At 33.4% G+C, this 13,393-nt stretch carries 13 protein-coding genes; 11 read left to right on the forward strand and 2 right to left on the reverse strand.

Features of this window, described 5'->3' with window-relative positions; translation table 11 throughout:
* The first annotated feature begins 151 nt into the window (after positions 1-151).
* Both Q0857_RS09970 and Q0857_RS09975 read left to right on the forward strand, forming a co-directional pair.
* Entirely contained in the window at positions 152-2,446 is a 2,295-nt protein-coding gene (locus tag Q0857_RS09970; protein WP_298534566.1) for a type IA DNA topoisomerase, read from the forward strand.
* Positions 2,433-3,029: a pseudouridine synthase gene (locus tag Q0857_RS09975; RefSeq protein WP_298535085.1), complete on the forward strand. Its 597-nt coding sequence runs from the start codon at positions 2,433-2,435 to the stop codon at positions 3,027-3,029. Before Q0857_RS09970 ends, Q0857_RS09975 begins: the two co-directional genes overlap by 14 nt.
* Here Q0857_RS09975 and Q0857_RS09980 read toward each other — a convergent pair.
* Positions 3,018-3,650 (reverse strand): hypothetical protein, encoded by a 633-nt coding sequence (locus tag Q0857_RS09980; RefSeq protein ID WP_298534568.1) that lies wholly within the window; start codon positions 3,648-3,650, stop codon positions 3,018-3,020. The genes Q0857_RS09975 and Q0857_RS09980 overlap by 12 nt on opposite strands.
* A gap of 4 nt (positions 3,651-3,654) precedes the next feature.
* Complete coding sequence (locus Q0857_RS09985; protein WP_298534570.1) at positions 3,655-4,149, reverse strand: sigma-70 family RNA polymerase sigma factor; 495 nt, start codon at positions 4,147-4,149, stop codon at positions 3,655-3,657.
* Positions 4,150-4,444: 295 nt separating this feature from the next.
* Here Q0857_RS09985 and Q0857_RS09990 point away from each other — a divergent pair, with 295 nt between their 5' ends.
* From Q0857_RS09990 to Q0857_RS10030, 9 genes are all read left to right on the forward strand, one after another.
* Entirely contained in the window at positions 4,445-6,598 is a 2,154-nt protein-coding gene (locus Q0857_RS09990) for a TonB-dependent receptor (RefSeq protein WP_298534572.1), read from the forward strand.
* A gap of 85 nt (positions 6,599-6,683) precedes the next feature.
* Positions 6,684-7,373, forward strand: coding sequence for a DUF4386 domain-containing protein (locus Q0857_RS09995; RefSeq protein WP_298534574.1), 690 nt, complete (start codon positions 6,684-6,686; stop codon positions 7,371-7,373).
* Between the two features lie 462 nt (positions 7,374-7,835).
* Complete coding sequence (locus Q0857_RS10000) at positions 7,836-8,561, forward strand: energy transducer TonB (RefSeq protein ID WP_298534577.1); 726 nt, start codon at positions 7,836-7,838, stop codon at positions 8,559-8,561.
* Positions 8,562-8,752: 191 nt separating this feature from the next.
* Positions 8,753-9,376 carry a hypothetical protein gene (locus Q0857_RS10005; protein ID WP_298534580.1) on the forward strand — a complete coding sequence of 208 codons (624 nt, stop codon included), beginning with the start codon at positions 8,753-8,755 and terminating at the stop codon, positions 9,374-9,376.
* Between the two features lie 23 nt (positions 9,377-9,399).
* On the forward strand, positions 9,400-10,737 hold the full coding sequence (locus Q0857_RS10010; RefSeq protein ID WP_298534582.1) for a 2TM domain-containing protein: 1,338 nt from the start codon (positions 9,400-9,402) through the stop codon (positions 10,735-10,737).
* 13 nt (positions 10,738-10,750) lie between these two features.
* On the forward strand, positions 10,751-11,086 hold the full coding sequence (locus Q0857_RS10015; protein WP_298534585.1) for a 2TM domain-containing protein: 336 nt from the start codon (positions 10,751-10,753) through the stop codon (positions 11,084-11,086).
* Between the two features lie 2 nt (positions 11,087-11,088).
* Entirely contained in the window at positions 11,089-11,400 is a 312-nt protein-coding gene (locus tag Q0857_RS10020; protein WP_298534587.1) for a 2TM domain-containing protein, read from the forward strand.
* A gap of 7 nt (positions 11,401-11,407) precedes the next feature.
* The gene (locus tag Q0857_RS10025; RefSeq protein WP_298534590.1) at positions 11,408-12,163 is read left to right on the forward strand and encodes a LytTR family DNA-binding domain-containing protein; all 756 of its coding nucleotides are present in this window, start codon (positions 11,408-11,410) and stop codon (positions 12,161-12,163) included.
* A gap of 116 nt (positions 12,164-12,279) precedes the next feature.
* Positions 12,280-13,389: a T9SS type A sorting domain-containing protein gene (locus Q0857_RS10030; protein ID WP_298534593.1), complete on the forward strand. Its 1,110-nt coding sequence runs from the start codon at positions 12,280-12,282 to the stop codon at positions 13,387-13,389.
* The last annotated feature ends 4 nt before the right edge of the window (positions 13,390-13,393 follow it).

Consider the following 13,393-nt stretch of genomic DNA (forward strand, 5'->3'; position numbering starts at 1 on the left):
AACTTGACTTTATCTTTTATTAATAAAACCGATAAAATTATTTTTGAATAGGAGCGGTTCATTTCTATAACTCGTTAATAACTCTTAATAATTCTCTGGTATAAAACTAACTGAAATGTCTATTTTGCATGTTCGATTTTAAGATGTGTAAATGAAAGTTTGTATTGCAGAAAAACCTAGTGTTGCCAGAGAGATAGCTGCTGTTTTAGGAGCTAATTCTAAGCGTGATGGTTTTTATGAAGGCAATGGCTATGCGGTAACCTATACTTTTGGGCATTTATGCACATTAAAAGAACCTAATGATTATAAACCCTATTGGAAAAGTTGGGATTTGAATAATCTACCTATGCTTCCTGAAAAATTTGAAACCAAGGTGTCTTCAAATTCGGGAATTCAAAAGCAATTTAAAATTGTAAAAAGTTTATTTGATAAAGCCGAAGTTGTTATAAATTGTGGGGATGCCGGTCAAGAAGGGGAGCTTATTCAGCGTTGGGTTATGAACGAGGCCAATTATAAAGGCGAAGTACAACGTTTGTGGATTTCTTCGCTAACCACTGAAGCTATTAAGGAAGGATTTGAGAGCCTCAAACCAGGGTCGGACTATGACAATCTGTATTATGCAGGGTTTTCTAGGGCTATTGGAGATTGGCTATTAGGTATGAATGCGACTCGATTATATACCGTTAAGCATGGTGGTTACAAACAGGTGTTATCTGTAGGTAGGGTGCAGACGCCCACATTAGCCATGGTTGTGAATCGATTTAAGGAGATTGAAAATTTTAAACCACAACCGTATTGGGAGCTTCAAACACTTTACAGAGAAACCTTATTTAGTTATGAAGAAGGCCGTTTTCTTAAAAAGGAAGATGGAGAAGCTTTAGCAGCTAAGGTTAAAGAAAGTGATTTTAAAATAGAATCGATTACTAAAAAAAAGGGAAAAGAATATGCGTCCAAACTCTTCGATTTAACAGGGTTACAGGTGTATTGTAATACGAAATTTGGGTTTTCAGCAGATGAAACTTTAAAGATTGTTCAGGCATTATATGAACGAAAAGTGGTGACGTATCCTAGAGTGGATACCACGTTTTTACCAACAGATATTTACCCAAAAGTATCAGGGATTCTTAAAAAACTGACCAATTATGCTAGCTTAACACAGTCGCTTTTAGGTCAGGAAATTAAGAAATCAACCAGGGTATTTAATGATAAAAAAGTAACCGATCACCATGCCATTATTCCAACAGGTATGCAAACTAACTTGCAATACAATCAACAACAAGTTTATGATATTATCGTGAAACGATTTATTGCGGTGTTTTACGACGATTGTATTGTTGCAAATACAGCTGTAATTGGTAAAGCTTCAGAAGTATCTTTTAAAACTACCGGGAAAGAAATTTTAAAAAAAGGTTGGCGTGTCGTATTTGAAAACCCTAATACTAAACAAAAAGAATCTGGGCTTTTACCCACTTTTGAGAAAGGAGAAAGTGGTCCTCATGAGCCTTCGTTTTTAGAAAAAGAAACAAAACCTCCAAATCAATTTACAGAAGCGTCTTTACTGCGTGCTATGGAGACTGCAGGAAAGCAGGTTGATGATGATGAGCTGCGTGATTTGATGAAAGAAAATGGTATTGGAAGACCGTCTACTCGTGCTAATATCATTGAAACACTTTTTAAACGGAAATATATAAAACGTAATAAAAAACAAGTGTTGCCAACGGTTACTGGAATCCAATTGATTGAAACTATTCAAAATGAATTGTTGAAATCGGCTGAATTAACAGGGTCCTGGGAAAAACAATTGAAAGATATTGAGAAAGGGGAGTTTAGCGCAGGAGCTTTTATTAAAAACATGAAGCGTATGGTAGACGCACTAGTTTATGAAGTACGTAGTGAAACTAAGCGCGCTAATATTTCACAGGCTAATATTATTCAAAAACGTACGCAGAAGGCAAAGGCCGCTAAAACAGGATCGGGTTTAACATCAGAAGTTTGTCCTAAATGTAAAAGGGGACAACTTATAAAAGGGAAATCGGCTTACGGGTGTTCAGCTTACAAGTCGGGTTGTAATTTTGTATTACCTTTTAAATTTAGTCAGAAAAAAATATCTGAAAAACAATTTATAAGATTGCTTCAAAAAGGATCTACAGTGAATTTAAAAGGTTTCAAAACAGATTCAGGAACGATTGAAGGTTTATTGCGTTTTGATGATAATTTCAAATTAAAATTGGAGCCCAAGCAAACTTCCCCGAAAGCGAAATCTGATGAATTGGTGTGCCCTAAGTGTAAAAAAGGAAAGGTAATAAAAGGAAAAACGGCTTATGGATGTTCTGCTTATAAAACGGGCTGTGATTTTAAAATGACCTTTGAAGCTGTGCGAACCAAAATGAATGGAAAACAACCTACCAAAGCCTTGGTGCATAGTATTCTTAATGGAGAAGTCTGAAAATAAAAATAGGCATTTTATTATACATAAACCTTATGGGTTTCTCAGCCAGTTTAAAAGTCATGATTCCAAGCAACAATCTAAAAAGTTTTTAGGTGAATTATTTGACTTTCCCATGGGAACCATGTCTATTGGACGTTTAGATGAAAAGTCTGAAGGGTTGTTATTGCTAACCACAGATGGGAAAGTGAGTGATTTTGTAAATAGTCGAAAAGTAGAGAAAGAGTATTATGCGCAGGTTGATGGCAATATTTCCGCAAAAGAGATAGAAGAATTACAGAAAGGTGTTGAAATTGGTATTAATGGTAAAACGTACTTAACCAAACCATGTAAAGCCTTCAAACTTGATAAGGCTCCAGATTTTCCATTACGTTCCAAAAAAATACGTGACGATAGGCATGGGCCTACTACATGGGTGTCAATCACCTTGAATGAGGGAAAGTTTAGACAAGTAAGAAAAATGACATCGGCTGTGGGATATCCAACGCTACGACTCGTTAGAGTGCGGGTAGCTCATATTCATTTAGGCAAGATGCTGTCTGGTGATGTCGTTGAGGTTTCTCAGTTTTTTTTAAACTTCTAACTTTTTTAGTTCCTTGTAGTTTCGGTTTAAACGTTTTAGAAGTAAACCATAAATAAGTCTATAAAACAACCAAAGCAATAAAACAAATATAAGGGTAAAAACAATTAGGAACCCATAAATAATAAAGGCTTCACCGTTGGTTGCGTGCTCTAGTTTACCCGACACTTCAGGATTAAATTTAATTCCGTAATACAATCCAATTACCATAGCAACAAAGGCGGCAGCTAGATTGTAAATAACATAATATTTAATGATTTTTCTAGTTTTTAAAATACTCTCCATGAGTTTTTTAGCATTGTCAGTGACATAAATGGACTTGTAAGACTTGTATAGTAAATAGATGAATAAGGCTATAATACTATAGCTAACAATAGTGAGCCCCGCTAAAATGGTTTTATTAGTATAAACATGATCTAATTGTTCACGATATGCCGGTGATGTAAATAATGGAATGGTATTAATCAAGGTCCAAAACACAAGTTCGGCAATACTAATATAAAAAAGGGTCTTTACAATTGAAGACGATTTTTTATGCAGCATAGGATAGATATCTTTTGCAGACAATTTAGTTTGATTCCCCTTTTTATTCCAATCTTTCTTTAATAAATCTAATTCATCCATAGTGTCACGGATTTAATATGGTTTTTAGTTTCTTTTTTATCCTATTCATCTTCACACGGGCATTCACTTCACTAATTCCCAAAGTTTCACTAATCTCTCTATAATCTTTATCTTCTAAATACAAGAAGACAAGTGCTTTATCTATATCATTTAATTGATGTACTGCTTTATATAATACTTTTAACTGTTGCTCTTCGGTATCATCATAATCTTCTGTTTTTATTTTAAAAGCCACACCCTCAAAATCTTGCGTGTTAATGGTGCGCTTCGATTTTCTATAAAGTGTAATAGCGGTATTTAAACCCACTCTGTACATCCAGGTACTAAACTTTGCATCACCTCTAAACTTAGGGTATGCCTTCCATAGTTGAATGGTGATTTCTTGAAATAAATCATTATGTGCATCATAATTATTAGTGTACAAACGACATACTTTGTGCACAATATTTTGATGCTTTTCAAGTAATTCAACAAAACTATGTTCTAGTTCTTTATTCAATGTGATGGTTTAGTTATTCTGTAAGTAGCTAAATGATGTTAATTGTTACAGGTAATAAGAAATAAAAATAGAGAATTTAATGAGAACGATTGTGTTTGTTTTAAAAGAGCTGATTATCAATTATTATGACGTCTTAAACGTGTTTGTTTTTTTGTTTTATAAAATTTCAATTCATCATTTGATTTTTACAGTTCGGTACATAACAGTTTTAAATAGTAAACCAGAGTCACATATTTGTACCATAATTAATTGACTAACTCAATTTCATCATCAAAAACTATTAAAACTGTAAATCATGAACAAGCTAACCATATTACTAATTTTGTTATTCGCGTTCCATGTTCAGGGGCAATCAGTCATAAACGGCGTTGTTTTAAATGAAAAAAAAGAACCCGTTGTTGGTGCTAATATTTATTTAGAAGGGACATATGATGGCGGCTCTACCGATATTAACGGAGCTTTCTCATTTACAACTACTGAGAAAGGTACACAAACGCTTTTAATTTCTTTTTTGTCTTATGAAACCTATACTATGGTTGGCGATGTGTCTTATATGAAGGACATATCTGTAAAGCTAAAGGCCGATGTCAATACTTTAGATGCCGTAGTACTATCGGCTGGTACTTTTTCAGCAGGAGATAATAGTAAAGTGAATGTGTTAAAACCTCTAGATGTTGTGACTACAGCAAGTGCTTTGGGTGATTTTGTCGGCGCTTTACAGACCTTACCGGGTACAACTACTGTTGCAGAAGATGGTAGATTGTTTGTTCGTGGCGGTGATGCTGAAGAAACCCAAATATTTATTGATGGAATTCGTGTATTTTCACCATACACTCCAACAACTAATAATATTCCATCAAGAGGGCGTTATTCTCCTTTTCTATTTGACGGGATTACTTTTTCAACAGGCGGTTATTCTGCAGAATATGGGCAGGCCTTATCTAGTGTATTGTTATTAAATACGATTGATGAACCAGATCAAGAGAAAACAGATATTGGTATTATGAGTGTGGGAGGTGCATTAGGAAATACGCAGAAATGGGAGAAAAGTTCGGTGAGTGTAAACGCTTCATACATAAATTTAGCACCTTATATTGCCTTATTTCCAGACAGGAATGATTGGATAAAACCGTATGAAATGGCTTCTGGGGAAACCGTTTTTAGAAAAAAAACTAACTCAGGACTTATAAAACTTTATGGTGCTTTTGACGCAACAAACTTTGAATTGATACAAGAGGATATTAATTACACAGATGGTTTACGATATAAACTGAATAATAATAATTTCTATGTTAACGGGTCTTATCAAGGTGTTTTGAGTGATACGTGGACCATCTTTGGAGGGGCTAGTTATACGTTGGCTAATACAAAACAAAAAATTATGCAGCGAAATATAAAGGATGTTAATAATGCATTTCATACCAAGTTGAAGTTAAAAAATAGAGTTAGTAATCGTTTTAAATTATACTTAGGAGCGGAGTTCTTTTCTACTGATTTTGAAGAAGAATACACCGATGATATGGTTGAGAATGTTGATTATGGGTATAATGATAATTTGGCGGCTGCCTTTGCTGAAGCCGATATTTTTATATCAAAAAACTTAGCCTTTAAAACGGGTTTAAGAGGAGAGTATAGTTCGGTATTTAAAGATTTTACATTGGCGCCTAGAGTATCACTGGCCTATAAGTTGTCTCCTAAAAGTCAACTGTCTTTGGCATATGGAAATTTTTATCAGAACCCTTCTAGTAATATTTTAAAGTTTTCTCAAGATGTAAAGTCACAGAACACGACACATTATATTATGAATTATCAATATAATGCAGATCGCAGAATATTTCGCGCGGAGGCCTATTATAAAAACTATGATGACTTAATAAAGTATGATGGCGAATTTCCAAGTTTTGCAAGTCGTTTTAATAATGCTGGATTTGGCTATGCAAAGGGTCTAGATTTTTTCTGGAGGGATAGTTACAGCGTTAAAAATTTTGATTATTGGTTAAGCTATTCTTTTTTGGATACCGAGCGCGATTATCAAAACTACCCTGAACAAGCACAACCAAATTTCGCGAATACCCATAACTTATCTGTAGTTGGTAAATACTGGATTGAAAAGTTGCGTAGTCAAATTGGTTTTGCTTATGGTTTTGCTTCAGGACGAACATACACCAATCCAAATGAACCTGGTTTTTTAAACGAAAAAACGAAGTCATATAATAGTTTAAGTTTAAACTGGGCTTATTTAATTAGTCCTCAAAAAATACTATACGCTTCAGTGAATAATGCACTAGGGTTCAAAAATATAAATGGTTATCAATATGCAAACGCTCCTGACGCAAATGGTGATTTCGCTAGACGTGCTCTACAACCTGCAGCCGATCAGTTTTTCTTTGTTGGCTTCTTTTGGACGATTAGTGATGATAAAAAGAGTAATCAGTTGGATAATTTGTAGAGCAAGAAGTTTAGTCAGATTTTACAATGGTTGTAACAAGAACCCTTTTAGTTCGTCATTCCAGTATAATCAAAACTAAACGTAAATGTATTCAAACAAAACACTAGGTAGACTTGCTGGCTTATTTTTTTTAGTTCTTGCTGTTACAGGAATATTTGCAGAATTTTTTGTTAGACAAAAACTCTTTGTTCCTGGTGATTTTTCGGCGACAACCGAAAATATTATTAATAACCAATGGCTTTTTCGCTTAGGTTTTATTAGTGACCTGATCATGTCAACTGCATTTTTTGTATATGCTTTTATATTATATGTGATTTTTAAAAATGTAAGTAAGAGTGTGTCATTGTTTATGTTATTGTGCGTGGTTATTTCTGTGGCCATGTATTGTCAAAATATGTTAAATCAGTTTTCTGCTTTGGAGTTTTTGATCAATACAGAATATTCAGTTGCTTTTAATAATGAACAGCTTAAATCATTGTCGTCATACTATTTTAATATACATGGACATGGTTATTTAGTAAATCAGATATTTTATGGACTTTATTTGTTTCCTCTTGGGTACATGATTTTTAAGTCTGGTTTGGTTCCTAAAATCATAGGTGTATTTTTAATTTTAGGATGTATAGGAGATTTAATAGATTTTGTTGTACACTTTTTATACCCTGGAACCCATTCCGTATTACTAAACAATATAACAATCCCTGCAGATATTGGTGAAATTTCACTTTGTTTATGGTTAATTATTATGGGAGTTAAGAATAAGACTATTCAATAATGAGGTCCAAAAATTTAAGACTTCTTAGTATTCTTCCCGTTATATTTTTTTGTTTATTATAACCAATAAAACTTTTGGATACACTTTAAATTAAACTGGAGAACAGAAAAATTTGCATCGTTACCTGCAACAATCATTTTTATTTCAAGAACTTTTTTTAATTCATTAATAGCTGTAAAGGAACCATTTTCACTAGTTGCTACTGAGTCGAAAGACGATATTCTAGACGCTTTAATTTGTCGAAATAATAAATAAGAAGGAAAACTTAAAAAGTTCAGAGTAGCGAAAACCTTCGAATCTCTTTAACCATTTATTTGGTTTCAGAAAATTAGTAAATTATTATATTATCAGTAAATCATGTATTTTTTGAGATATGATAAATATCATAGTTATTTTTATGATAATATGATAATTTTATTTCACCAAATTAAACGGTAGTTATAAATTAGTAAATAGAATATCATGGAAGCTAAAAAGAACCCACAACTAGAGATAGGAAGAAATAGTGGCATCTATTTTGCTATCGGGTTAAATTTAATGTTGCTTTTATCTTGGCAAGTTTTAGAGTTTAAAACTTATGAACAGGATGAAATCGAAATCGGTATTGTTGATATGCAAAGCGAGTTTGAAGAAGAAATACCAATTTTAAATACTGAACTTCCACCACCTCCACCGCCCCCTGCTGTGGTTAGTGAGTCTGTTCAGGTGGTTGAAGATACAGAAGAGGTTGAAGAAACTATTATTGAAAGTACAGAGATTACTCAGGAAACGGCAATAGCAGAGCCTGTCGAGGTTAGTGAAGTTGTTGTTGAGGAAATAGAGGAAGAGGTGCAGGTAGCTTTTGCTGTTATTGAAGAGGTTCCTGTATTTCCTGGCTGTGAAGGTTTGTCTAAGTTACAGACAAAACAATGCTTTCAAAAGAAAATGCAAGAACATGTTGCTAAGCATTTTAATTATCCGCAAATGGCATTGGATATGGGAATGCAAGGACGAGTTTCAGTTGTGTTTATAATTGACTCCAAAGGGTATATTACTGGAGTTAGATCCAGAGGACCGGATGAAATTTTAGAAAAAGAGGCTGAAAGAATTATAAAAAAAATACCTCAAATGAAACCTGGTAAACAACGCGGTAAACCTGTGAAAGTAACTTATGCTATTCCCATCTTTTTTAAATTTCAGGAAGGTTAATTCTGTTTTTGAAAAAGGTTTGTATCAATGTGAGTAAAGGCAGTTTAAAAGTATTTAGACTGCCTTTTTCTATACGTTAGGTTTAATTTCACAGTTCATCTTAGATATTTGACAATTCAGAAAGTCTGTTTTCTTATAGCTTGGTTTAATAGGGATATTTGTTTCATCAAAATAACTTAAAAACATTTATCATGAAACATTTAATCATTATTAGTACACTTTTAATTTCAGTTTGCCTTAATGCTCAAACAAGCTATGAGAAGGGAATGCAAAAAGCTTTTGGGCTATGGCAATCGAACGAGTCAGCGGAAGCTTCAAACCTTTTTGAACGCATTGCAAGTGCGGAATCCGATAATTGGCTACCGTTATACTATGCCGCACAAATAAACATTACTTTAAGTTTTGGAGAACGAGATAAAGAGAAGTTATCGCAAAAACTAAGCAAAGCTCAAGATTTAATTAATGATGCTACGGCAATTTCAAAAAACAATTCAGAAATTATGGTGCTCCAAGCTTTGTTACATACAGCCTGGGTCGCTTTTGATGGGGCTACATATGGCATGTCTTTATCTCCAAAAGTAGTAGGACTTTATACAAAGGCGTCCTTGATTGATCCTAATAATCCAAGAGTAGTATATTGTAAAGCAGAATGGGATATGGGAAGTGCCAAATATTTTGGGCAGGATACTGCACCGTTTTGTAAAGATTTAGAGCGTTCCATAGAACTTTTTGCTAACTTTAAACCAGAAACACCGTTTCATCCTAATTGGGGAAAAGAAAGAGCAACGGAAATTTTTGAAACTTGCGAGAAATAGGATAACTGATTAATAATTATATAATGTCAAAACAATTGAAAAATATCATTCTTACCATAGTAATAGGCTTTGTTGTGTTTATTATTGGTAACGTTTTTGAAAACGGTTTTACCTTTGACAGTAGTCAAGAGTTTTTCGAGATTTTGGCATTTTATCAGTTGTATTCTTTTGTTCTTGGATATTCTAATATGGCTTTTTTTGGGTATCTGGCAACTAAAGCATGGAAAAAGAATGATACTTTAAAGCGCATTATTATTGGTTTTATTGGTGCGGTGGTAATTACCTTATTAGGGTTGTTTTTATTAAGAATAGTAACTACAGTGATTTATTTTGGAGTTCCTTTTGAAGACTTTATAGCAAGAGAACGATTTAAGTATTATCACTTTGGTCTCATAATTACTTTATTAATAATTGCAGTTTTTCACGCTATTTATTTTTACAATCGCTACCAACAAAATAGAATAAAAGAGCAAAAAGTAATCGCAGGTACAGCAAGTGCTAAGTTCGATGCTTTAAAAAATCAGTTAGACCCGCACTTTTTGTTTAATAGTCTTAATGTTTTGACTAGTCTTATAGAAGAAAATCCAAATAGTGCGCAAAAGTTTACTACGTCACTTTCAAAAGTGTATCGGTATGTATTAGAACAAAAAAACAAAGCACTAGTTACGGTAGATGAAGAGCTTAAGTTTGCCAAGACTTATATGTCCTTATTGAAAATGCGCTTTGAGGATAGCATTATATTTAGTGCTCCAGAAAAATCTACAAACCCAGAGAGTAAAGTGGTACCATTATCATTACAGCTATTACTAGAAAATGCGGTGAAACACAATATGGTAACAGCATCAAAACCGTTGCATATTAAGATCTATGAGAATAATAACAACCTTATTGTAGAGAATAATTTGCAGCCCAAACAAATAGTTAAAAAGAGTAGTGGTGTAGGTTTGAGTAATATCCAACAGCGCTATAATTTGTTAACAGATAAAAAAGTTAATATCATAAAAGAAGCTAAGCGCTTTGCTGTTGCAGTGCCTATGCTTACAAAACAAGTGTCAATAATGAAATCACAATCAAAACCAGAAATAGATGATAATTATATACGTGCGCGCAAGCACGTAGAAGAACTAAAAGGCTTTTATTACAGCCTGGGATCTTACTGCTTGGTTATTCCTTTTTTAATATTCGTTAACCTTAAAACCGTGCCGCAGTTTCATTGGTTTTGGTTCCCAATGTTTGGTTGGGGGTTAGGATTAGTTATTCAGGGTTTTAGGGTTTTTGTCGATGGAGGAGGCTTTGGAAGAAGCTGGGAGAAAAGGAAGATTGAGAAGTATATGGAAGAGGAAAAAAAGAATTGGGATTAAAATATTTAAAATTATGGAAAATCGAGATTTAGAACAATATAATAAATCGTATCAAAAAGAAGATGCGTATTTAAGAGCCGAAAAACGAGTAAAGGAACTTAAAGGATTTTATTGGCATGCTTTCTGGTATGGCGTTGTAAATATATTCATTATTGGTATGATAGTTTTTAACGGCGGTTCTTTTTGGAATTTTGGCACTTTTGCAACACCTATTTTTTGGGGAATCGGTTTGGGGATTCATGCGTTATGTATTTTTGGTAAAAACTTAGTTTTGGGTAAGTCTTGGGAGGATCGAAAAATTAGAGAATACATGGAGAAGGATGGAAGGGAAAGTCGTAAATACCAATAGTTATGGAGGAGCATAAAGAACAAAGTTATATTCGAGCTAAGAAAAGAGTTAAAAAGTTAAAAATATTTTACTTTCATTTGATTGGATATATAGTGTCTGTTGTATTGCTCTGCTATAATCTGTGGATTGTGGCCGGACCGTATAAAGATTTCTTCATTTGGTTTAATATTATTATTATGATTGCTTGGGGAATCATTATGGTATTCCATGCATTACATGTTTTTAAAGGGAAATCTTTTTTTACAAAGAACTGGGAGGAGAAAAAAGTTCGGGAGTATATGAATGAGAAAACGAAAACGACTAAATGGGAATAATATAATTATGAAAGTTTTAATAATAGAAGATGAAAAACCATCAGCAAGGCGTTTACAACGTATGCTGAAAAATTTAGACTTATCGGCTGAGGTTATGTTACATTCTGTCGAAGAATCAATAAACTGGTTTCAAAATAACGAGCATCCAGATTTAATATTTCTTGATATCCAACTAAGTGATGGCTTATCTTTTGAAATATTTGAAATCATTGATATTAAGTCGGCTATAATTTTTACAACCGCTTATGATGAGTATGCACTTCAGGCTTTTAAATTAAATAGTATTGATTATTTACTTAAGCCAATTGACGATGACGATTTGGAAGTAGCTGTGCAAAAGTATAAAGAACGAACTCCTCCGAAACAAGCTGTAACTCTAGACTTTAATGACATTAAAAAATTACTTGTAAACCCTATTGATAGGGAATATAAAAAGCGGTTTTCAGTAAAAGTAGGTCAACATTTAAAGCTTATAAATGTTGATGATATAGAGTGTTTTTATAGCGAAAATAAAGGGACATATTTACATACAACGGGAGGTCGAAACTATCTTGTTGACTCTACTCTAGATCATTTAAAGGATGAACTAGAACCTCAAAGTTTTTTTCGTATTAACAGGAAGTTCTTCGTTAATATTAATGCCATAAAAGATATGGTGAGCTATACCAATTCACGTTTGCAAATAAAATTAAACTCTTTTAATGAGCAAGACGTTGTTGTAGCTCGTGAACGGGTTAAAAGTTTCAAGGCTTGGCTAGAATAGTTTAATGTCTTGGTTTTGTTTAATTCAGGATTTTTAATTTTATACCTTCTATACCTTCTATACCTTCTATAGTTTTTATTAGTTTTGTAAAAAACTATTAAAAACTATTAAAAACTATGCTAAACTATTTCTTTAAAAGTAAACAAATTAGGTACATCATACTGTTGTCATTTTTATTCAGTGTCAAATCATTCGCTCAACCTACAGCCCCCGATGGTAAAGAGTGGGTAGCAGTTAGTGGACTAACAGACGAATTTGATTCCTGGGATACAAGTAAATGGTTTAAGTCACTCTGGAATTATGGAGAACCTGTACAAATGCTAGCTAATAACTCTGGGGTTGAAAATGGTAATCTTTGGATAAAAGCGACACTTGATGATTCAGGGACTAATAGATGGTTTGAAACTTCTAGAGTAATGTCTAAGGCGTATGTAAATTACCCGATGTATACAGAATGTAGGATGAAAACAGCACATATTTCGGCATATAATACTTTCTGGTTAAATGAAGGGAACAGTGCTAACAGAGATGAAATTGATGTGGTAGAGCTTAATTCGAAGCCTTCGGCTTCAAGTTCGCAGTACAACAGTTGGCCTTACTTAATGCAGTCTCAATATTTTTTAGTGGTCAACAATAATACAGAACGTGCTAAAGGAGATTTTGATAATAGAAATTTATCTAATGATAACCCCTTAAAAGGTGTGCCTTGGAACGAAGAATATCATACTGTTGGAGTTTGGTGGAAAGATGCTAATAATATTCAATTCTACTTAGATGGGGAGCCTGCAGGTAGCGTGAGCACAACGAGAAACTTTACCAGAAATTTACGAATCATATGGGATTTGTGGACTATTGATGCTCCAGGCTGGAGTGGCGGAATTGCTGCAAAAAACGACTTATTAGATGACGATATTAATACCATGTATGTGGACTGGATTCATACGTATACCTTAGAAAATCAGCTAAGTATTAACGATAATAAAGTTGGGAAAAACGTACAAGTTTATCCAAATCCTGTAAATGACATTCTGAATGTAAAATTACTAACAGCATTGGAAAGTGATGCTTTAATTCAAATTTATAATAGTGTTGGTCAATTAGTGAAAACTCAAAAACTGATTGGAGTTAACAACGAAATATCCTTATTGGAATTAACCTCAGGAGTATATTACGCAAAAATAAGTAACGGAGGTTCGACAGATTTTCAATCTATCATAAAGAAATAGATTA

This window comes from uncultured Algibacter sp., from assembly GCF_947495925.1.
Taxonomy (GTDB): Bacteria; Bacteroidota; Bacteroidia; order Flavobacteriales; family Flavobacteriaceae; genus Algibacter_E.